This window comes from Pseudomonas sp. 1928-m, assembly GCF_029269135.1.
Classification (GTDB): Bacteria; Pseudomonadota; Gammaproteobacteria; order Pseudomonadales; family Pseudomonadaceae; genus Aquipseudomonas.
The window spans coordinates 1-21099 of record NZ_JARIXO010000002.1; the positions used below are offsets into that span (position 1 = coordinate 1).

24 protein-coding genes are annotated in these 21099 nt (G+C 60.8%); 8 read left to right on the plus strand and 16 right to left on the minus strand.

Annotated features, from left to right (window positions below; genetic code table 11):
- Window positions 1–224 (plus strand): hypothetical protein (locus tag P3C18_RS09495; RefSeq protein ID WP_275961620.1); only part of this gene is annotated, 224 nt, incomplete at its 5' end.
- A gap of 42 nt (window positions 225–266) precedes the next feature.
- Here P3C18_RS09495 and pssA read toward each other — a convergent pair.
- Entirely contained in the window at window positions 267–1079 is an 813-nt protein-coding gene (gene pssA / locus P3C18_RS09500; protein WP_275961621.1) for a CDP-diacylglycerol--serine O-phosphatidyltransferase, read from the minus strand.
- Window positions 1080–1235: 156 nt separating this feature from the next.
- On the minus strand, window positions 1236–2252 hold the full coding sequence (gene ilvC / locus P3C18_RS09505) for a ketol-acid reductoisomerase (RefSeq protein WP_275961622.1): 1017 nt from the start codon (window positions 2250–2252) through the stop codon (window positions 1236–1238).
- Between the two features lie 125 nt (window positions 2253–2377).
- On the opposite strand from ilvC, the gene ilvY reads away from it, so the two are divergent.
- Window positions 2378–3259, plus strand: a complete 882-nt coding sequence (gene ilvY / locus P3C18_RS09510; protein ID WP_275961623.1) for an HTH-type transcriptional activator IlvY — start codon at window positions 2378–2380, stop codon at window positions 3257–3259.
- A 78-nt stretch (window positions 3260–3337) separates the two neighbouring features.
- Here ilvY and ilvN read toward each other — a convergent pair whose 3' ends face one another.
- Together ilvN and P3C18_RS09520 are read right to left on the minus strand one after the other, a co-directional pair.
- Window positions 3338–3829 carry an acetolactate synthase small subunit gene (gene ilvN / locus P3C18_RS09515; protein WP_090256033.1) on the minus strand — a complete coding sequence of 164 codons (492 nt, stop codon included), beginning with the start codon at window positions 3827–3829 and terminating at the stop codon, window positions 3338–3340.
- Between the two features lie 2 nt (window positions 3830–3831).
- Window positions 3832–5556 (minus strand): acetolactate synthase 3 large subunit, encoded by a 1725-nt coding sequence (locus P3C18_RS09520; protein ID WP_275961624.1) that lies wholly within the window; start codon window positions 5554–5556, stop codon window positions 3832–3834.
- 407 nt (window positions 5557–5963) lie between these two features.
- On the opposite strand from P3C18_RS09520, the gene P3C18_RS09525 reads away from it, so the two are divergent.
- Window positions 5964–6407 carry a DUF4124 domain-containing protein gene (locus tag P3C18_RS09525; RefSeq protein ID WP_275961625.1) on the plus strand — a complete coding sequence of 148 codons (444 nt, stop codon included), beginning with the start codon at window positions 5964–5966 and terminating at the stop codon, window positions 6405–6407.
- A 15-nt stretch (window positions 6408–6422) separates the two neighbouring features.
- Here the strand turns inward: P3C18_RS09525 and P3C18_RS09530 are convergent, their stop codons facing one another.
- Genes P3C18_RS09530 through mrcB form a run of 3 tightly spaced genes read right to left on the minus strand, consistent with a single transcriptional unit; the run spans window position 6423 to window position 9786 of the window.
- Window positions 6423–6752: a YqcC family protein gene (locus P3C18_RS09530; protein ID WP_275961626.1), complete on the minus strand. Its 330-nt coding sequence runs from the start codon at window positions 6750–6752 to the stop codon at window positions 6423–6425.
- Window positions 6752–7450, minus strand: a complete 699-nt coding sequence (locus tag P3C18_RS09535) for a tetratricopeptide repeat protein (protein ID WP_275961627.1) — start codon at window positions 7448–7450, stop codon at window positions 6752–6754. The genes P3C18_RS09530 and P3C18_RS09535 overlap by 1 nt, the downstream gene beginning before the upstream one ends.
- Before the next feature lie 17 nt (window positions 7451–7467).
- Window positions 7468–9786 carry a penicillin-binding protein 1B gene (gene mrcB, locus P3C18_RS09540; RefSeq protein ID WP_275961628.1) on the minus strand — a complete coding sequence of 773 codons (2319 nt, stop codon included), beginning with the start codon at window positions 9784–9786 and terminating at the stop codon, window positions 7468–7470.
- 117 nt (window positions 9787–9903) lie between these two features.
- Here mrcB and P3C18_RS09545 point away from each other — a divergent pair, with 117 nt between their 5' ends.
- From P3C18_RS09545 to P3C18_RS09565, 5 genes are all read left to right on the plus strand, one after another.
- Complete coding sequence (locus P3C18_RS09545) at window positions 9904–11466, plus strand: bifunctional aminoglycoside phosphotransferase/ATP-binding protein (RefSeq protein ID WP_275961629.1); 1563 nt, start codon at window positions 9904–9906, stop codon at window positions 11464–11466.
- 85 nt (window positions 11467–11551) lie between these two features.
- On the plus strand, window positions 11552–11896 hold the full coding sequence (locus P3C18_RS09550; protein ID WP_275961630.1) for a pentapeptide repeat-containing protein: 345 nt from the start codon (window positions 11552–11554) through the stop codon (window positions 11894–11896).
- Entirely contained in the window at window positions 11893–12648 is a 756-nt protein-coding gene (locus P3C18_RS09555; RefSeq protein WP_275961631.1) for a class I SAM-dependent methyltransferase, read from the plus strand. The genes P3C18_RS09550 and P3C18_RS09555 overlap by 4 nt, the downstream gene beginning before the upstream one ends.
- Window positions 12649–12687: 39 nt before the next feature.
- A complete protein-coding gene (locus tag P3C18_RS09560; protein WP_275961632.1) occupies window positions 12688–12960 on the plus strand; it encodes a TfoX/Sxy family protein in 273 nt (90 codons plus the stop codon).
- 106 nt (window positions 12961–13066) lie between these two features.
- Entirely contained in the window at window positions 13067–13867 is an 801-nt protein-coding gene (locus P3C18_RS09565) for a cyclic nucleotide-binding domain-containing protein (RefSeq protein ID WP_275961633.1), read from the plus strand.
- A gap of 276 nt (window positions 13868–14143) precedes the next feature.
- Here the strand turns inward: P3C18_RS09565 and P3C18_RS09570 are convergent, their stop codons facing one another.
- Genes P3C18_RS09570 through P3C18_RS09610 form a run of 9 tightly spaced genes read right to left on the minus strand, consistent with a single transcriptional unit; the run spans window position 14144 to window position 21052 of the window.
- The gene (locus P3C18_RS09570; protein ID WP_160088618.1) at window positions 14144–14551 is read right to left on the minus strand and encodes a nuclear transport factor 2 family protein; all 408 of its coding nucleotides are present in this window, start codon (window positions 14549–14551) and stop codon (window positions 14144–14146) included.
- A gap of 54 nt (window positions 14552–14605) precedes the next feature.
- Window positions 14606–15487 (minus strand): ChaN family lipoprotein, encoded by an 882-nt coding sequence (locus tag P3C18_RS09575; RefSeq protein WP_275961634.1) that lies wholly within the window; start codon window positions 15485–15487, stop codon window positions 14606–14608.
- Between the two features lie 10 nt (window positions 15488–15497).
- A complete protein-coding gene (locus P3C18_RS09580; RefSeq protein WP_275961635.1) occupies window positions 15498–16265 on the minus strand; it encodes a heme ABC transporter ATP-binding protein in 768 nt (255 codons plus the stop codon).
- Window positions 16265–17302 carry an iron ABC transporter permease gene (locus tag P3C18_RS09585; protein ID WP_275961636.1) on the minus strand — a complete coding sequence of 346 codons (1038 nt, stop codon included), beginning with the start codon at window positions 17300–17302 and terminating at the stop codon, window positions 16265–16267. The genes P3C18_RS09580 and P3C18_RS09585 overlap by 1 nt, the downstream gene beginning before the upstream one ends.
- On the minus strand, window positions 17299–18198 hold the full coding sequence (locus P3C18_RS09590) for an ABC transporter substrate-binding protein (protein ID WP_275961637.1): 900 nt from the start codon (window positions 18196–18198) through the stop codon (window positions 17299–17301). The genes P3C18_RS09585 and P3C18_RS09590 overlap by 4 nt, the downstream gene beginning before the upstream one ends.
- On the minus strand, window positions 18185–18616 hold the full coding sequence (locus P3C18_RS09595) for a biopolymer transporter ExbD (RefSeq protein WP_275961638.1): 432 nt from the start codon (window positions 18614–18616) through the stop codon (window positions 18185–18187). Before P3C18_RS09595 ends, P3C18_RS09590 begins: the two co-directional genes overlap by 14 nt.
- On the minus strand, window positions 18613–19254 hold the full coding sequence (locus P3C18_RS09600; RefSeq protein ID WP_275961639.1) for a MotA/TolQ/ExbB proton channel family protein: 642 nt from the start codon (window positions 19252–19254) through the stop codon (window positions 18613–18615). The genes P3C18_RS09595 and P3C18_RS09600 overlap by 4 nt, the downstream gene beginning before the upstream one ends.
- Before the next feature lies 1 nt (window position 19255).
- Entirely contained in the window at window positions 19256–20326 is a 1071-nt protein-coding gene (locus P3C18_RS09605; protein ID WP_275961640.1) for a ChuX/HutX family heme-like substrate-binding protein, read from the minus strand.
- Window positions 20327–20347: 21 nt separating this feature from the next.
- The gene (locus P3C18_RS09610; protein WP_275961641.1) at window positions 20348–21052 is read right to left on the minus strand and encodes an energy transducer TonB; all 705 of its coding nucleotides are present in this window, start codon (window positions 21050–21052) and stop codon (window positions 20348–20350) included.
- Between the last annotated feature and the right edge of the window lie 47 nt (window positions 21053–21099).

Consider the following 21099-nt stretch of genomic DNA (forward strand, 5'->3'; position numbering starts at 1 on the left):
CGCATTCTACGCAGCTTTCGCTGCTTTGCAACTCCTTTTTCAAATCTAACTTCTTGTTTTATAAGAAGTTTAAGGAGCCGCATACGCCTGAAGAGCTGCGCATTATAGGGACTGCCGAACGAAGGTCAATCGATTGTTATGCTTTTGTTTCAATAGCCACGAAATCAAGGGCTGCAGCCACACAGCCACCTGCGCGCCGCCTGCAGAAACGACAAAGCCGTTGAAGCTGACGCTTCAACGGCTTTGTCGAACCCACTGCGCAGTAACTAGGCGCTTTTACCGCGACGCAGGCGCAGCAGGTACTGAATCGGCCCCGAAGCCGCGTAAGCCAGGAAGATGATCAGCAGAATTCGCGGCGGATCACTGAACACCACCGCAAACACCAGCACCACCGCCAGGATCGCTACAAAAGGCACACGCCCTTTCAGGTCCAGATCCTTGAAGCTGTTGTACTTGATATTGCTGACCATCAGCATGCCAGCAGCGGCTACCAGAATGGCAACTACAAAGGCCATGTTCGAGCCTTTGATACCGAAATCACTGAAGGCCCACACAGTACCCGCCACCACACCCGCAGCAGCCGGACTGGCCAGACCAATAAAGTAACGCTTGTCGACGCTGCCGATCTGCGTATTGAAACGCGCCAAACGCAGCGCGGCACCGGCTACATAGATGAAGGCCACCATCCAGCCGACCTTGCCCATGCTACCCAGCGCCCACTCAAACGCGAGCAAGGCAGGCGCGACACCGAAGGCGACCATATCGGATAGCGAATCGTACTCGGCACCAAAGGCGCTCTGGGTATTGGTCAGACGCGCTACACGACCATCGAGGCCATCCAGCACCATGGCAACAAACACTGCGGCGGCGGCCACATAGAAGTTGCCGTTCATAGCATTGATGATGGCGTAGAACCCGGCAAACAAGTTGGCCGTGGTAAACAGGTTGGGCAGCAGATAAATACCGCGATGACGGACCTTGCGCCCTTCGGCGTCATGCCCCTCTTCTATATGCTCATCGATTGGCAGCAAACTTTCGGCATCGGCGGGAGACTGCGGCTCATCTGGACGTTCATTCATGAACAACACCTTGCAACGGATTTGGAGAATTTCGACAGACGCTGACGAACAGGGTTCACGCCAGCGCCCATGCAACACTCAGGCTTTATACCAGAAGCCTTGCCGCACCATGAAAAAACGCGGCCTTGGCCGCGTCTTTTCTTACGTCATAAAACCTTAGTTCTTGGCTTTGTCGACGATTTTGTTGGCACCGATCCACGGCATCATGGAGCGCAGTTGCTCACCGATGATCTCGATACCGTGTGCAGCGTTGTTACGACGCTTGGCGGTCATCGAAGGGTAGCCGGTCGCACCTTCGCTGATGAACATCTTGGCGTATTCGCCGTCCTGAATGCGCTTCAGGGCATTGCGCATGGCCTGACGGGATTCGGCGTTGATCACTTCCGGGCCGGTCACGTACTCACCGTACTCGGCGTTGTTGGAGATCGAGTAGTTCATGTTGGCGATACCGCCTTCGTACATGAGGTCAACGATCAGCTTCAGTTCGTGCAGGCACTCGAAATAGGCCATTTCCGGCGCGTAACCGGCTTCAACCAGAGTTTCAAAACCGGCTTTGACCAGCTCAACGGTACCGCCGCACAGAACGGCTTGCTCGCCGAACAGGTCGGTTTCAGTCTCGTCCTTGAAGGTGGTTTCGATGATGCCGGTACGACCGCCACCCACACCAGCAGCGTAGGACAGGGCAACATTCTTGGCGTTGCCGGAAGCGTCCTGATAGATCGCGATCAGGTCAGGAATACCACCGCCTTTGACGAACTCGGAACGTACGGTGTGGCCTGGGGCCTTCGGCGCAATCATGATCACGTCGAGATCGCTACGCGGCACAACCTGGTTGTAGTGGATCGCGAAGCCGTGGGAGAAAGCCAGGGTGGCGCCTTTCTTGATGTTCGGCTCGATTTCGTTTTTATACAGCGAGGATTGGAACTCGTCCGGGGTCAGGATCATGACCAGATCGGCAGCAGCAACGGCGGAAGCAACGTCAGTCACTTTCAGGCCATGGGCTTCAGCCTTGGCAACAGTGGCCGAGCCTTTGCGCAGGCCAACAGTCACGTCAACGCCAGAATCTTTCAGGTTGCACGCCTGAGCGTGGCCCTGGGAACCGTAGCCGATGATGGCAACTTTCTTACCCTGGATGATCGAGAGGTCACAGTCTTTGTCGTAATAAACTTTCATGTTCTTGGCTCTTTTAATCGAAAAAGGATGGGGTGCATGCACCGCGACGAAGACACCTTAAGTGATCCGCCCCATTGCGTAAAATGATATATTTGCAACACAACATGCCGATAATTGAAATAATCATGGATAGTCACGCACTCAGGCTTTTTCTCTCTCTGGCCGACAACCTGCACTTCGGTAAAACCAGCCGTGAGCAACACGTCAGCCCTTCCGCGCTCAGCCGCAGCATCAAACAGCTTGAGGACGAACTGGGCGCACCACTGTTTCTGCGCGACAACCGCTCAGTGCGCCTGACCCGCGAGGGACAACAGTTTCGCGAGTATGCCAGCGAAGTTATCAACGGTTGGCAAGCCATCCGCCAGACCTTCAAGCAGGACCAGTTGATCCTGCACGGCGAGCTTTCCCTGTATTGCTCGGTAACGGCCAGCTACAGCTTCCTCTATGACATCTTGAGCAGCTTTCGCCAGGACTACCCACGCATTGAAATGAAGCTGCACACCGGCGACCCGGCCAAGGCCGTAGAACGTGTGCAAGAAGGACTGGAAGATCTGGCCATTGGCGCCCGCCCCGACAGCTTGCCGGCCGGCATCGAATTTCAACCGATAGCCCGCTCCGCGCTGTGCTTTATCGGCCCGCAGTCACCGCAGCTATTAAGCGAAGAACAGCTTAGACATCCCACAGCGGAGAGCTGGCGGGATGTGCCGATGATCCTCTCGGAAGAAGGCCTCGCCCGTACCCGAACCGACCTGTGGCTGAAAAGCCACAACATCAAACCGCGGATTTATGCGCAGGTGAGCGGTAACGAAGCCATCGTCAGCATGGTGAGCCTGGGCTTTGGCATTGGCGTAGTCCCGCAGATCGTTCTCGATAACAGCCCACTGACCGCACGCATCCGCATCTACGATATTCAGCCACCGTTAACCGCATACGACATTGGCCTGTTCGCGCTGGAGAAGCGTCTTAAAGACCCGCTGATTAATGCCTTCTGGAATCGCCAACGCTAAGAGGCATTTACCCCAAAATGCAAAAAGCCCTCAGAGGACACTCCCCCGAGGGCTTTTGGTTTTATCAGTACAACGTAATCAGATGCTCAGCACCTTGTCGCCACGGGCAATGCCGGTCACACCACTGCGCACGGTCTCCAGAATCGACGCAGTGCCGATGGCCTGGATAAAGCTGTCCAGCTTGTCGCTCGTGCCGGCCAGCTGAATCGTGTAGACGCTGCTGGTCACATCGACGATCTGCCCACGGAAGATGTCGGTGGTGCGTTTGACTTCAGCACGCTGAGCACCAGTCGCCTTGACCTTGACCAACATCAGCTCGCGCTCGACGTGAGCGCTTTCCGACAGATCGACCAGCTTGACCACTTCAACCAGCTTGTTGAGGTTTTTGGTGATCTGCTCGATGACTTCATCATGACCCACAGTGGTCAGCGTCAGACGCGACAGGGTCGGGTCTTCGGTCGGCGCCACAGTCAGGCTTTCGATGTTGTAGTTGCGCTGCGAGAACAGACCGACCACGCGGGACAATGCGCCGGGCTCGTTTTCCAGCAGCAGGGAAATAATGTGTCGCATGATTAGGTACGCTCCGTCTTGCTCAGCCACATATCGCGCATTGCACCGTCTTTGATCTGCATCGGATAGACGTGCTCACTGGTATCAACCTGGATATCGAGGAACACCAGGCGATCTTTCATCCCGAAGGCCTCCTCCATCTTCGGTTTTAGATCCTTCAGATCAGTGATGCGCATGCCGACATGGCCATAGGCCTCGGCCAGCTTGACGAAATCCGGCAACGATTCCATATAGGAATGCGAGTGACGGCTACCGTAGTTCATGTCCTGCCACTGGCGCACCATACCCAGCGCACCGTTGTTGAGGTTGACGATCTTCACCGGCAAACCGTACTGCAGACAGGTCGACAGCTCCTGAATGTTCATCTGGATGCTGCCTTCACCGGTCACGCAGGCGACCTCGTCATCCGGGAAGCTCAGCTTGACGCCCATGGCAGCAGGGAAACCAAAGCCCATGGTGCCCAGACCGCCGGAGTTGATCCAACGGTTCGGCTTGTTGAAGCGGTAGTACTGGGCTGCGAACATCTGGTGCTGACCCACATCAGAGGTCACGAACGCGTCGCCACCGGTAACTTCGGACAGCGTCTCAATTACGGTCTGCGGCTTGATGATGCTGCCGTCGCCCTTGTCGTAAGGGAACATGATGCGACCACCGCGCCACTCTTCGATCTGCTTCCACCAGCTCGCCAGGGCATCCTTGTTCAACTGCTCGCCGATTTCTTTAAGGATCGCGACCATCTCGGTCATAACACTATCAACCGGGCCGACGATTGGGATATCGGCCTTGATGGTCTTGGAGATGGAAGCCGGGTCGATATCGACGTGAATGATCTTGGCGTTCGGGCAGAACTTGCTCGCGCCGTTGATCACCCGGTCATCGAAGCGTGCGCCTACCGCCAGGATCACATCGGCGTGGTGCATTGCCAGGTTGGCGGTGTAGCTACCGTGCATACCGAGCATGCCGAGGAACTGGCGATCGGTGCCTGGATAGCCGCCCAAGCCCATCAGGGTGTTGGTAACTGGCAGGTTGAGCATCTGCGCCAGCTCAGTCAGCGGCGCTGCAGCACCGCCCATGATCACGCCACCACCGGAATAGATGACTGGACGCTTGGCCGTCAGCAGCAGTTCGGCCGCCTTGCGGATCTGCCCAGAGTGACCGCGCAAAGCCGGGCTGTAGGAACGCAGCTTGACCTTCTTCGGATAGACGTACTCGAACTTCTCAGCCGGGTTGGTCATGTCCTTCGGAATATCCACGACCACTGGGCCTGGACGGCCGGATTGCGCCAGATAGAAGGCTTTCTTCAGGACTTCCGGGATCTCCGAGGCGTGCTTGATCATAAAGCTGTGCTTCACGATCGGCCGCGAGATACCGATCATGTCGGTTTCCTGGAAGGCATCGGTGCCGACCATGGTGCTTGGCACCTGGCCAGACAACACCACCATCGGAATAGAGTCCATATAGGCAGTGGCAATACCGGTGATGGCATTGGTTGCGCCAGGGCCAGAGGTTACCAGCACCACACCGGCTTTACCGGTGGCACGGGCATAGCCGTCAGCCATATGGGTTGCCGCTTGTTCATGACGAACCAGGATGTGCTGCACTTCCGGCTCTTTGAACAGGGCATCGTAGATGTGTAGAAGAGCACCGCCCGGGTACCCATAGATGTTCTTAACGCCTTCGTCACGCAAAAAGCGGACGACCATTTCAGCGCCGGATAAAAGCTCCACGTTGTTCACCTCTAAAACGCCAGAAAACCGCCCAACAAGGAGGACGGCCTAAGATAGGTTTACTGTCAGCAGAGCATGAGCGACGGTGGTCGCCGACTACGTCAGCTACAACTGAGCAAGTATTGGGAATGCCCCAAAGTGTTGCGGGGTCTTCCCACCCAGCGCGAGGTAACGCGTTGCGGGTGTAACAGGTCGGCGCGGGTGTGCACCTCATGTCTACTGAGCTAAAGCCTGCTTGCGGCGGACTCCACTACAGCGAGCGTGGAATTGTTCGGATTCGGCGCTGCCAAGTCAAGCAATCCGTGATTGAATCTGCAATCTTCTGCTGTGACGCAGCGCAGGATGACGATTCGAACATTTTGGTTATAGTAGTCAGCAGGCACCGCAGCTCAATATAAGGAAACCGCATGCGCCGCATGATCATCACCAGCAGCTTGCTGCTCGCCATGAGCGCTACCGCCATGGCCAGCCAGGTTTACAAGTGGGTCGACGCCCAAGGTGTAACGCACTTCAGCGCACAGCCGCCACAAGGCCAAGAAGCCACCAGCATCAATACCGCAACACCACCGCCCAAGCCTGCCGTCGCAGAAGAGAAGAAAGCGGCGCCGACCTTCGAAAGCATCGCCGACCCCGAGCAGGCTGCCATCGACGAAAAGGTCAAACAGGAGGTTGCCGCCAAAGAAGTGGAGCGCAAGAAGTACTGCGCAGATGTGCGCACCAACCTTTCGCAACTGGAAAATAATCCGCGCGTACGCGTTGATGTAGACGGTGAAGTACGCCGCCTAAGCGAAGAAGAGCGCCAGAGCCGTATCAGCGAAGCGCAGAAGGCGATTGCCGAAAACTGCAAATAAGCCTGTCGGCGCGGCTCAGGTCGCGCCAACGATCAGCTGATCAAATTCACCCAGCAGTTTGATCAGCTCTCTGGCCTTTTTGGCCTGACCGCCATACACCTGCTCGGCCATCGGCTGAATCCCGGAAACACTGGGCAATGCCGCCCCTGCTTCCAGCACCTGCTTCATCCTCGGTAGAAATATCCACTGCAGCCACTGCTCGAACGCCAGCGTATCGACACAGAACGGCTGCTGGCTGGATAGCGCCTGCGCACTAGGCGCCTGCGCATCCCACCAACCTTGCACACGCAGCTCTCGCTCGATCAGCAGCAGCTGCTCCGCCACCGCCGGCACGCGTGCATCCATCAGAGACTGACTCGCGCCTGCTCGCGAGCCTGGGCGGCACCCGCAGCATCACCCTGACGCTCGCGCGCCTGCGCAATCAGGTTCCACAGGCTGGCCTGCAAGGCAGGACGACCGCTGGCATAGCTCAGCCCACGACGGGCGAACTGCTCGGCCTGAGCCGCATCGCCTTGAGCCAAACGTACTTCGGCAAGTTTGTAGAGCACCTGCGGCTCACGCGGAGCAATACGCTGGGCGCGCTCCAGGCTGGAGGCGGCGCCATTCAGATCACCACCACCCTGCTGCTGCTGAGCCGTCGTCAACAAGGCCAGAACCGGGCCATCCAGCTGCTCATCCATGGCCAAACCACCACTTGGGATGCCACTGGGCGCCGGCGCGACATAGCCGCCTTGGGTGGCAGCAGGTGGCGTAGCACTCCACGGCTGGGTAGTGCTGCCGATATCCAGCGGTGCATTGCTTGCCGGGAACGACTGAATCGGCGCGGAACTACCGCCACCGCCCGGCACCATTACCACCACGCCAGAGTCTTCCGGCAGGGCCTGAGGCTGTGTGACTGGCGCACCATAACCGCCTGGCGTACCCGATTGCGCGCCGGCTACCGCAGTACCGCCTTCAACTACCGGAATCGAGCCGCGCGGCACGCTGCTACAGCCGGCCAACAACAACGAAGCCGTTACAGCTGGAATCAACCACTTATTCACGTCACGCCCTCTTTAACTTAATCCAACCAGCCGCGTACCCAATCCATCACTTCGTTGACCGGCGCCTGAATACCACAGGCCGGCCCGGCGACGGGTTGGCTGCCGCGAATATACGGCATCTGTACTGCATTCGGACAACTCGGGTCAGTGCCCTGGCCGCTGCTGGCATCCACCCAGGCCTGCACCACGTTATCCGGCACGGGCATATCCAGCGGCAGTGGGTCGGCCTTGCGCATAAAGTCCGTCCACACCTGCAGTGCGCCCGTCGCCCCGGTCAGCGGCGTCGGACCGTTGTCATCACGGCCCAGCCAGACCACCGCCAGCACATCCTGGCTGAAGCCGGCAAACCAGCTGTCGCGCGAATCGTTACTGGTGCCGGTCTTGCCGGCCAGGGCCAGGGAGCGCGGCAGCTGACTGTAGACCGAACGCCCTGTGCCTTCTGACATCGTGCGCTGCATGGCGTTCTGCAGCAGGTAGATAGCGCCGCTGTCAAAACGCTGCTGAATCTGGAATGGATAACGCTTGAGCGGCTCGCCCTCGGCCGTCAATACCGCACGAATACCGCGCAACGGCGTATTGAAGCCACCATTGGCTAGGGTCTGGTACATATTCGCCACGTTCATCGGGCTCAGCCCACCAGCGCCGAGCAGCATCGACGGATACGCCGGCCACTGCTGCTCGACACCCAATCGATTGAGGGTCTTCAGCACTTCTGGCACGCCGAGTTCCAAGCCGAGCTTGGCAGTCGACAGGTTGTAGGAGTTAACCAGGCCCTGGTACAGGTAAATCGTGCCATGGGCCTTGCGATCGTAGTTCTGCGGGCTCCAGACCTGACCGTCCTGGCCCTTGATGGAGAACGGCTGATCTTCCAGCAGACTGGTCAAGGTGTACTGGCTGGGCCGCTCCAACGCGGTCAAGTAAATCGCCGGTTTGATCAGCGAACCAATCGGCCGTACTGCATCCAGCGCGCGGTTGAAGCCGGCAAAGCGCGGCTGGCGGCTACCAATAATGGCCTGCACCTCACCACTTTCCGGACTGGTCACCACCATCCCGGCCTCGACCTGATCAACCCCTTTGCGCCCGGACAAGCGTTTCAGGGTGTCGGCCAAGGCGCTTTCGGCCTTGAGCTGCATGATCGGATCGAAGCTGGTGAAGATGCGCAGGCCCTCTTCGGTCAGGTCCTGCTCCTGGTAGTCCTCGCGCAGCTGGCGCTTGACCAGATCAAGGAAGGCTGGGAACGAGCTGTCTGCCAAGGTACCGCGCTGGGTAATGCCCAAAGGTTTCTGTTTTGCCGCTTCCACTTCTTCGGTGCTGGCCACGCCCTGCGCTGCCAGTACATCGAGCACCAGGTTACGTCGTTCCAGCGCACGCTCGGGGTTGCGCCGCGGGTTGTAGTAGGTCGGCCCTTTGACCATACCCACCAGCAGCGCCACCTGATCGAGCTTCAATTCGGACAGTGGCTGACTGAAGAAATACTGGCTGGCCAGACCAAAGCCGTGCACCGCACGCTGGCCGTCCTGGCCGAGAAACACTTCATTGAGATAGGCCTCAAGAATGTCCTTCTTCTCGTAATGCAGCTCCAGCAGCACCGCCATCATGGCTTCGGTTGCTTTACGGGCCAGGGTGCGCTCGTTGGTCAGGTAGAAGTTTTTCACCAACTGCTGAGTCAAGGTACTGCCGCCCTGGCGCAGCTGACCGGCAGTGGCATTGATCCACACCGCGCGGGCTACGCCCTTGGGCGAAACGCCAAAGTGGTTGAAGAACTCGCGGTCTTCAATCGCCACCAGGGTTTCCACCAGATACGGCGGCACCTGCTCCAGCTTGATCAGCACGCGGTCTTCCTGGTGCGCCGGGTACAAGCCGCCAATCAGCAACGGCTCAAGCCGCGCCACTGCAAGGTTGCCGCCGCTCGCCTGAGTCAGGCCGGCAACGTAATCACCAGAGAAGCGCACACGTACGCGTTGCGATGGTTCAACACTTTCGTAGAACTGAAAACCGCGTGAATGCAGCTCGATATTGTTGCCGGCGACCGAAACACCGCCAGGGCCGGCCACCGCGCTTTCACGGCGATAACCCAGGGCATCCAGCTCCTTGAGGAAGTCATCCTTGGCCAGTTTCTGCCCAACAAACAGCTCCAGCGGCCTGGCATAGACCTTGGCGGGCACAGTCCAGCGCTTGCCGGAGAATTTCTCCTGCACCACTGCATCGAGGTAAACCGCAAACACGGCGAGCACCACCAAGCCAACCAGGCCGAGCTTGATAGCCCAGCCTAACCAGGGGCGCATACCGCCGGAACGGCGTTTAGAACGGGGACGAGAAGATCGGGTACGAGTCATGGCGCGGCATTATACGCACTTTGCCCACTTGCCAGCAGACCAGCGCAGCGGTTTGCAGACTGGCGTTGAGCGGCCATAATGGCCGCCTCTTATTCAGTACAACGCCAAGGATCGCCCGTGAGCCAAGCTCTGATCGCCGCACTGCAGAACCCGGCCCTCTACCCTCATCCCGTGGAGCAGTTCCAGGTTATCGAAACCCATATTTCCTGGGTGGTGCTCACCGGCCCCTTCGCCTACAAGCTCAAGAAGCCGGTGAACTTCGGCTTTCTCGACTTCACCGAGCTGAGCGCCCGCGAACACTTCTGCAAGGAAGAGCTGCGCCTCAACCAACGCCTGACCCAGGGCCTTTACCTGGACGTACTGCCGATCAGCGGCAGCGTCGATGCGCCGCAACTCGGTGGCAGCGGCCCAGTGATCGAATACGCACTAAAAATGCGTCAATTCCCGCAGAGCCAGCTGCTCAGTGACGTGCAGGCACGCGGCGAACTGAGCGAGGCGCATATCGATGCCCTGGCCAAACAGATCGCCGACTTCCACGGTTCGACCCCTGCGGTCGCGGCCAGCCATGAATTGTGCACGCCCGAGGCAATTGTCGCGCCGATGCGGCAGAACTTCGAACAGATCCGCCCGATGCTCGGTGACGCGGCCGACCTGCAGCAGCTGGAAGCCCTGGAGGCCTGGACCGAAGCCAGCTACGCGCGGCTTGAACCGCTGCTGGCCACGCGCGCGGCCAATGGCTCGATCCGCGAATGCCACGGCGACATCCACCTGGGCAACGCCACCCTGCTGGATGATCAGGTGGTGCTATTCGACTGCATCGAGTTCAACGAGCCGTTCCGTCTGATCGATATCGCCTCGGACGCCGCCTTCCTCGCCATGGACCTGGAAGACCGCGGCCTCAAGGCCCATGCCTGGCGCTTCGTCAATGCTTGGCTGGAGCACACCGGTGATTACGCCGCTCTGGAGCTGCTGAATTTCTACAAGGCCTACCGCGCCCTGGTACGCGCCAAGGTCGCGCTGTTCAGCCTGGCGCATCAGACCGATGCCGTGCAAAAAGCCGTGACCCTGCGCCAATACCGCAACTACGCCAACCTGGCGGAAAGCTACAGCGCCATCCCCTCCAATTTCCTGGCCATTACCCACGGTGTTTCTGCTGTAGGCAAAAGCCATGTGGCCATGCGCCTGGTCGAGGCGCTGGGCGCTATTCGTCTGCGTTCGGATGTAGAGCGCAAGCGCCTGTTCGGCGAGCAGAAGGATGCTGACCTCGGCAAACTCAGCGCCGGCATCTACACCCAGGACGCCAGCGCCGCCACATACCAGCGCCTGCACCAGCTCGCCGAAGCGGCCCTGCATGCCGGCTTCCCGGTAGTCATCGACGCCACCTACCTCAAGCAGGCGCAGCGCGAAGCGGCCAGCCAGGTTGCCGAAGCCTGCGGCGCGCCCTTCCTGATTCTGGAATGCAGCGCCCCGGACGAAGTGATCGCCAGCTGGCTGGAGCAACGCAAAGTCGCCGGTAGCGACCCGTCGGACGCCACCATGGACGTCGTACGTGCCCAACAAGCCAGCCGCGAAGCCTTGAGTGACGATGAACTGCTGCACAGCAAACGCGTCGACACCCACGAAAGCGCCAGCCTGGACACCTTGATCGCACGTATTCGCCAGCGCCTGACGGGCCTGTAATAGGCAAAACGGGCAACAGAGTTGCGGCGCGAGCAGAGCGCGCCGCGGCTTCTATACTGGCGGTGAGTCCATAAGGAGATGCACCATGAGCCAGCCCCGACAACTGGATAGCCCGCTGTATAGCCTGATCCACAACGAACAAATTTCTGCCTTCAATGCGCAAAAGCCCAAAGACACGGTCGTCGACCTGAGCGGCGGCGACTTTCGCGGCATTGACCTGCGCGCCCTGAATGCCGAGGGCATTAACTTCACCAACGCCTACTTTCGCGGCACCGACCTGCGCGGCCTTGACCTGCGCAATGCCCAGCTCGAAGGGGCCAGCCTGGCCCACGCGCAGATTTCCGGGGCCTACTTCCCGGTCGAGCTGACGGCAGACGAGATTCTGATGTCGGTAAATTTCGGCACCCGCCTGCGCTATAACACCCGTTGAGCGGTAACCACGTCAGCCAGCTGTTCGGCGCCCGAGCAGATGCCTACGCCAGCTTCCGCCCGCATTACCCAGAAAACCTGTTTGCCTGGCTGGCCGCGCAATGCGCGGAACGCCTGCGGGCGCTGGATATTGCCTGTGGCAATGGCCAGGCCAGCCATCCGCTGCGCGAGCACTTCAAACAGGTGCTGGCCTGCGATGCCAGCCTGGAACAATTGCAGGCCGGCGCGGATCAACCTGGCCTGCAGCTGTTCGTCGCCGAGGCGCAAACGCAGCCCCTGCCCAGCCAGAGCCTGGACCTGATCGTGGTGGCGCAGGCCCTGCACTGGTTTGCCACACCGGCGTTCTTTGCCGAAGTACGCCGCCTGCTCAAGCCTGGCGGGGTGTTCTGTGCCTGGTGTTACAGCTTGATGCGCATCGACGATGAGCTGGACGCGCTGATCGACGAGTTTTACTGGAATACCCTCGGCGGTTACTGGCCGCTGGGCCGCGCCAGTGTCGATGCCGGCTACCGTGATATCGACAATCCCTTTACCCCACTCGCCCCGCCCGCCTCGGCTATCGAAGTCAGCTGGTCGCTGGAACAGCTGCTGGGCTACCTGCTCACCTGGTCAGCGGTGCAGCGCTACGAGCAGCAAAACGGCGTCGATCCACTGCGGCAACTGCAGCCAAAACTGCGCCAGGCCTGGGGTGATGCCAAACAGCCACGCTTTGTCCGCTGGCCGCTACACTTTCTGGCAGGCACGCCAAACTGACTCCATCCGCACGACTGCCCAGCAGCGCAAGGAGGCTTGATGAACGATGAACTGCAACACCTGAAGAACCTCGGCAAAACCTCGGCCCAGTGGTTACACGCAGTCGGTATCCACAGCGCCAATGACCTGCGCCGACTGGGCGCGGTTAGTGCTTATCGCGCGGTACGCGCACGGGGCTTCAGGGCATCCAAGGTGCTGCTGTATGCAATTGAAGGCGCACTGCTGGACGTGCACTGGAACGAGCTGCCACCCGGACATAAAGCCGAACTGAACGGCCAGCTCGATGAAAGTTCACCCCACAACAAGAGCTAGCTCACAACCTCTCAGGCTTTTGATTTACCTGAAGCGTGCTGGCAACTATTGTTTTAGGGACGTTCGTGCGGTTTAGTATGCCCAGCCAGTTCAAGGAAATTCGCTCATGTATTTACTCGGGGAGCAACCGGCTTACGCCGATCAGCTGATCAACCGACTACAAAGCATCCCCACTCAATTGCTCGATGGGCTTGCACCTGCTGGATCGCCACTACAGCTTGAACGTGCAGAAGACCTGGCCAAGGTGCTGCCGGGCAATCAGCTATTCATCATTGAAAATGGCCTGCTGCATGCAGTGGTCGATGAACGTCCGCTGTTTTATCTGCAGGAAGGCGACCTGGTTGGCCTGCGCCAGGGCCTGGACATGCCCAGCTGCCGTTACAGCAGCGAGGAGCAACTGAGCCTGATCCCCTATTCGCGCAGTGATGTGTTCAAGCACATCTATGCCAGCGAACAGCGCCAGGAACTGTTTATCCAGTACCTGATCGGCCATACCGCCCTGCTGTCCGACGCTCTGGCTCGCTTGAAACAGCCAGAAATTCGCCCATCCACCGGCTTCCAGCACTTTGCTGCGGGTGAAGAGCTGATCCATCAGGGTGATGTCGCCGACAACGTCTTTATCATCATCGAAGGCCATGCCGAGGCCTATGTCGATGGGCACAAGGTCGGCGATGTGCAGAAGGATGAAATCTTCGGCGCCATGGCCGTGTTCACTCGCGAGAAGCGCAGCGCCACCGTGCTGGCGAGCGAGCCGTGCACCGTAATGGTCATCCCCAAGGAGCAGTTCCTCAGCTTGATGCAGAGCAACCCGCGGATTGCCCACAGCCTGATTGAGAGCATGGCCAAGCGTATCGACCTGCTGAACAAGGAAGTCACCCAGCTGCGCTTGCCGGCCGAAGCGTCCTGAAACCGGCTTACGACCTCAACAACCCGACCTTGTGTCGGGTTGTTTGTTTATGGGCCGAACAGGTCGCCAGCAGATCGATAAAAAAGTTTGCTTGAAGGTGTTGACTTGAAAATGAGAATTGTTATTATTACCACAACTGGTCGCGAGATCAGCCGATAAGCTTAAGAGACCTTCAGTCGGCCTCTTCAGATTATCTCCTCATCAGGCTAATCACGGTTATTGACCCGGCTCTTGCCGGGTCTTTTTTTGCCTGTCGAAAAGTACGCTCAGCAACCTTTAGAAATCGACCTGCGCCAACCACTCCGGCAGATTGAAGTGCTGGCTGACCCGGCAGATCTTGCCGTCACGAATCTCGAAGAAGCTCGCCGCCGTCAGTTGATAGCTCTGACCACAGGCATCTGGCAGACCATCATCGGTGCTCAGGTATTCGCCGCTCAGGGTGAATTCGCAGGCGGCGCGCTGCCCGCTTGGCTCGGTGAGGATCTGCAGGTTATCGATGCTTTCGCGATAGCAGCGCTGGGTGCGCTCCAGATAATCGGCAAAGGCTTGTACGCCCTGCTCGCGCGGGCCCTGGTTGATATCCAGCAGCACATCGTCGCTGAGCAGGGCCAGGCAGGCGCGGCTGTCGCGTTCGTTGAGGGCGTTGAAGTAGCGGGTAAGCAGGGCGTGGGCAGCGGCTGGCATCGGCAGTCTCCGGTGAAAACCGCAGACTACCTGCTCAGCCGCAGGCAAGTCGGGCTAGGGTCGCAGTTTTGCGCAGTGGTCCTGCTCAGGTTGCGCCGGGGTGTACCAGACGTAATCGGCCGACTCAGCAGCAACCTGGCTGCCAACCTCCGCCAGAATTAACACCTGCACGCCTTCCGCTGCCCCTAAATCCTGCAGATGCAGTGGCACACCCAACTCACGGCGCACATGGAAGGCGCCAGCAAACAGCAGACTTGGCGCCGGCGCGACCAGCAGCGCTTCAGCCATTCGCCGGTCACGTTGCTGCTGCACGGCAAGCATGGCGGGCAGCTGGCTGTCCGGCAGCAGATTGCAATGCGACTGGCGAATCTGTTTGAACAACGCCTCACGCACCGGTGGCGCGGTGGATGCCTGGCCATTCAGCTGCGGCACCTGGGCATAGATCTGCATGATTTCGCGACGCTCAAGATTGGCCGCCAACAACGGATAAGGCTGACGCAGCGCATGCTGCACCAGCGGCCCGTACTGCGACCAGGCCCAGCCCGGCTGCCAGGCCAGGGCGCTGAGCATGTCCTGCGGCGCCTGCCCGGCCGCGATAGCAGCACGCACCTGATCGACCTTGGCCTGCTGATCCGGCGTCAGCATTTCCAGCAGCAGGCTACCTTGCGGCCGCTGCGCTGCCAGCGCGCGCAACAGCCAGAGCTGCAGCGCATGGTGATCGGGATTGTCATGCCGCTCGCCGACCAGCACCTTGGGCGCAGCAGTCAGACGTTCCAGCAGCTGCGCCGGGGTAAGCCGCGCACCGGTGCGCAACTCGACAATCTGCCCCAGCTCAGGATGCTGCAAACCTTGCGGGCTTTGCCAAGCAGGTAAAGCCGGTAGCGAGGCCTGACAGGCGCTCAACAGCGCCAACACCAGCAGTAATGCAATACGCATAAACACAACCTTAGCGAGCAACGATTAAAGGATGACCCCGTTCCGGATGCCGCTGCACCAGCACCTCCAGACCAAACACAGCCTGCAGCGGTTCGGCGCGCAAGACTTCCTCAGGGGAACCGAGCGCATGGGGGCGGCCGCGTTCCAGCAGCAACAAGCGGTCGCAGTAACGCGCGGCCAGATTAAGATCGTGGAGGATCACCAGCACAGCGGCGCCCTGCTCGACAAAGGCGCGGGTGGCCTGCAGCGTGGTGTGCTGATGCAGTGGATCGAGCATCGAGGTGGGCTCATCGAGCAACAGCATTTGCCCTTCCCCACCTGGCCAGAGCTGCGCCAGCACCCGCGCCAAATGCACGCGCTGACGCTCGCCGCCGGATAACGCCAGGTAACTGCGCCCGGCCAGGTGCAAGGCATCGGCTGCCTCCAGCGCCTGCTTGATGATCTGCGCATCACGCACACGCCCGCTGGCGTGGGGCAAACGGCCCATACCGACCACTTCTTCCACGCGAAAGGCGAAGTTCAGCGTCGAAGTCTGCGGCAATACCGCCAGGCGTTGCGCGCGCTCGCTGCCGGGCCAGTCCTGCAGCCGCCGCTGATCCAGCCACACGTCGCCGTGGCTCGGCTGCAACTCGCCACACAAGGCACCGAGCAAGGTGCTCTTGCCTGCACCATTGGGGCCCAGCACGCCGAGCATTTCGCCCGGACGCAGCTCCAGGTTGATATCCGCCAACACCGTGCACGGGCCGCGCTGTACCGCCAGATTTTCCGCGCGCAGCATCAGGTACGCCCCCGCAGCAACAGATAAAGGAAGAACGGCGCGCCAATCAGCGCCGTGACGATACCGATCGGCAGTTCCGCTGGCGCCAGCACCAGCCGCGCCGCCAGATCCGCCAGCAGCAGCAGACTGGCACCCGCCAAGGCTGAGGCTGGCAACAGCACGCGATGATCCGGCCCCACCAGCAGACGCACCAGATGCGGCACCACCAGGCCGATAAAGCCGATCATCCCTGCCGCAGCCACAGCCGCGCCGACACCGAGGGCGGTGCAGAACACCAGCTCGGCCTTGACCCGTTCCACGGCAAAACCCAGGTGACGCGCCTCGGACTCGCCCAGCAGCATGGCATTCAGCGCCTTGGCCCGCCTTGGCAACCACAGCGCCACTGCCGCCGTCACCAGCAGCAGCGGCCACAGGCGCGCGTAACTGGCGCCATTAAGGCTGCCCAGGTTCCAGAACGTCAGGGTACGCAAGGTGGCGTCGTCGGCCAGGTAGGTAAACAGGCCGATGGCCGCACCGGCCAGGGCGGTCAGCGCGATACCGGCCAGGAGCATGGTTGCCACATTGGTTTCACCATCACGCCGGCCCAGGCGATAGACCAGCGCCGTCACCCCAAGGCCGCCGATAAAGGCGAACAACGACAATAGATAAGGTGCAAAGGCTTCCGGCAAACCACCCAGTGCCGCGCCACCGACAATTGCAATCGACGCGCCGAGCGCCGCGCCGCTGGATACGCCGATCAACCCAGGATCGGCCAGCGGGTTGCGAAACAGCCCCTGCATCGCCACCCCGCACAGCGCCAGCACCGCGCCGACCAGCAGACCGAGTAAGGTGCGCGGCAGGCGGATCTGCCCGAGGATCAGTTCGGCCTGGGCCAGATCATCACCCGCTTGCACCAGGCCCAGCAGGCGCAGCGCCGCTTTGAGGGTATCCAGCAGCGGCAGGCTGACCGGCCCCAGCGCCAGGGATAACCAGAGCGCGAGCGCCAACAGCAGGCTCAGTGCGATAAACAGTGAGCGCGGACGAATAACAGGATTCATGGCGTGGGCTTAGCTTCGGCGACCAGAGGTTGGCTGGCAGGATAAAAGGCTGCGGACAAGGCCGCCAGCCCATCCGGCAAACGCGGGCCGAGGCCCCCGACCAGCAGCGTCGGGTCGAGCATCAGCAAACGCTGGTTACGCGCCGCACGAGTCGAGGCCAGCGCCGGGTTCTGCTGCAGCAATGCCTCACGCGCGGCATCACCAGAAAGACTGCGATCAGCAATGATCACCACCTCCGGATCAAGCGCCAACAAGGCTTCGGTGGACAGCGCCTTGTAACCGCTATGGCTGGCCAGATTGCGCCCACCGGCACGCTCGATCAGCCAATCGGCCGAAGTGTCCTTGCCGCCCGCCATCGGGCTACCACCGGCATGCCCGAGCAACAGCAACACCCCCGGAGCCGCTTGCTGACGCTGCGCAGTCACCAGCCAGTCGGCCTGCTGCTGCAAGCGCTGCTGATAAGCCGCGAAGGCCTGATCGGCGCGTTGTGGCTCGCCCAGCAGGGTGCCGATACGTTGCAGGCTGGCCTGCAGGCTGGTCAGATCCGCCTTGGCCGAGAGCATTTCCACCCGCACACCGGCGCCGCGTAATTGCGCCAGCACGGGCGGCGGGCCCATTTCCTCGCTGCCGATCAGCATATCCGGGCGCAGTGTCAACATGCCCTCGGCCGCCAGCTGGCGCTGATAACCGATGCTCGGCAGCGTGCGCAGCGACTCTGGATACTGACTGGTGCTGTCCACCCCGACCAGGCGGCTTTCGCCACCCAACGCCACCACCCACTCACTGAGCGAGCCGCCGGAACTGATCCAGCGTTGCGGCAACGGCTCGGCAGCCATCAGCGAGGCACAGGACAACAGGCTCGCGCCCAGGGCGAGCAGAGTATTAAGGCGTTTCATGATTGGCCTCTAGAAGAATGCGACTGTCCTGAATGCCCTGCTGCTGCAGCAAGGCCATCAGATCGAGAAATGCCGACAGCGGTGCCTGACGATCCAGCGCCAGGTCCAGGCCCGCTGCGTTATCGGCGGCAAAGGCTGCAGTCATCTCAGTGCGTAACGCGCTGAAATCCGTCTGCGGGGTGCCGTTAAAGCGCCAATTCCCTTCGGCGGACAGCTGTATTTGCATGCGCTCGCCGCTGCCGGCACTCGCTGTAGGCAGCGCTTCACGGCTCTGCGGCAACTGCAGGGGCAACTCCAGCAACGGCGTTTGCGCGGTCAGCAGAAAGAACACCAGCACGATAAAAATCACGTCGAGCAGCGGCGTCAGATCGGGCAACAGATTGCCCTGGGAGCTACTGGCAGCCGGCAGACGAATCACGACAACACCCACTGCGCGGCCGGCTGATTACTCGGCAGTTCCAGCTCCAGGCCATCCAAAGCCAACTGGCAACGATTGAGCAACGCCTGCACGCCCTCCAGATAGCGCTCAGCCCACAAGGCAAAGCCCTGCCCGGCTGCCAGCGCCGGAATGGCGATCAGCAAGCCCCACACCGTGGTGTACAGCGCCTGCCACAAACCATCGGCGAGCAGCGCGGGGGTGACCGGGCTGTTCTGCCCGGCGATATTGGCAAACATCTCAAGCATGCCCAGCACAGTGCCGAGCAGCCCGAGCATGGGCGCCAGCATGCCGATCAGCTGCAGCAAGCGCAGTTGTCGATTGAGGCGCTGACGCTCTTCCAGCAACCAGCAGCCGAGCAGCTMTTCGCGCTGCACCGCCGGCAAGGCGCTGTGTTTGAGCAACAACGCCAGGCCATAGCGCCAACCACGCGCGCGGCCTTTGCAGTGCTCTCGCTCACAGGTGCGGCAGGCGCTGACTGCTGCACGCCCGGCGGCAGTGCTCAGCGGCTGCAAACGCAGAAAAACGCTGAGGCGCTCAAGTATCAGCGCCAGCGCCAGCAGCGAGCACAGTGCCAGCGGCCAACCCAGCGGCCCCATCGCACTCCACCACTGGCTCATCTCAGCACTCCAGCGCAGGCGCGCTTTCGGCAAGGGCGCGCCAGTCTTCGCGCTCCGGGATGCCCGGTTTGCGCGCGCCAAACAGCTGCACCACCAGCTCGCCATTGGCATCGAAGGCTTCCCAACTGGTGATCACGCCATCGCTGCTCGGCTTGCGCACCCGCCACAGCTCGGTCACGCCAGTGGTCTGCAGGTGCAGATTGAACTCGGGATCGAGCACGTTGAACCAAGTATCCATCCAGCGCAGGTTGCGTACCGGACCGGAGTGAATCTGGATGCAGTGGCGGTTGCCGACAAACACCATGATCGGTACTTCGCGCATACCGGCTTGCTCCAGCAGCTTCGGCAATTCGCGCACATCCACTGGCTCGGCCCATTCGCGCCCCGCCAGGCGCAGGGCCTGGGTGCGTGTGGTGCCGTGTTTTTTCAGCAGGGCAAAGAAGTGGTGAGTGTCCTTGAGGGTCGACCAACCCACGCGCAGGGCATTCACATCCACCTGGGCATCGGCTTGCGCCGGCTGCGCCTGGGGCAAAGGCATCAGCTCCAGTTCGGCGCTCTGCTCAGCCATACGCAAACGCTCCAGCAGCGGCGCCCAGGCACTTAGCTGACTGTCCTCGGTGAGGAAGACCTTATGCACCGCAGTGCCCTGACGGTCGAACACCTGAATGCTGCGTTGGGTGCCTTTGCCGGTCTGCTCTTCGATGGCAAACACACTGGCCCAGCCGCCGAGGAACAGGCGCAGGTCGATATCGGCCGAGACCACCAGGCCCATCTGGCCATTACCGGTCACCGTCACCTCACGGTAATAACCCTTGCGCTCATGCACGCAATGCTCGTTGCGGGTCAGCGCCATCACATAGCCCAGCTCGCCCAGTGCCGGCAGCAACTGCGCCCAATCCGGCTGCAGACGTACGGCGTCAACATCGAGGCGGCTGGCCACCAGTTCGGCCTCGCTGACGGCCAGACGTTCGGCGGCATCGCGAGCGCGCAGGCGTGGCTGCTCGCTGCGCAGCACCTGCCAGGCCAGATACAGGTCATTGGTGGTCGCGACAGGCTGGACGTGTGTACTCATGGAAAACTCCTCACTGATTAATCAACGGCTCGCCGTCAAAGCGAACTGAATAGGGATCTGTACGCGGCTAGGCACGGCCTGGCCGCCGCTGGTTTCAGGGCGAAAACGCCACTTGGCAACCGCCTCCAGGGCGGCGCGATCAAGGCTGTCCACGCCCGAGGAACGCAGCACATTCAGGCTGCGCTGCTGGCCGCGCTCATCCAGGCGCACCTCGACCAGCACCACGCCCTGCTGATTACGCCGCCGCGCCTGGGACGGGTAATTCGGCTGGCGGGGCGGCTCGCGAAAGCTCGGCTTGCTGCTAAGCACTTCAGCGGCCGGCGTTGCGGCAACCGGCTTGGCGGGCTCGGTTTGAGCCGCTGCACGCACCGCTGCCGACTGACTGGTTGTCTCGGTTGGCTGCGCTTGCACGGGCTGGTTTTGAGTTGGCTGTGCCACTACCGCTGGCTTTGGCTTGGCCACGGGCGCCTGCACTGCCGGCTTAGGTGTCGGTGCCTGCGCCTTTCTCGGCACCACCGCCTGGCGTTGCGGTTGCGGTTGCGGTTGCTCAGGCTGCTTGGCCGGTGCCGGAGGGGCCTGTTGCAACACTGCAGCCAGGCGTAATACCTGGGGCGCTTCACGGGTTTGCGCCGCACTCAACGCCGGCACTTGCGCATCACCATGCAGCAGCCAGCCGGCGATATGCAGCGCCAGCGACAGCAGCAGAAATAGCGACAAACGCAACATGCAAAGACCCAGTCAAAGCGAACAAGATCTATTTGATAATTATTTGC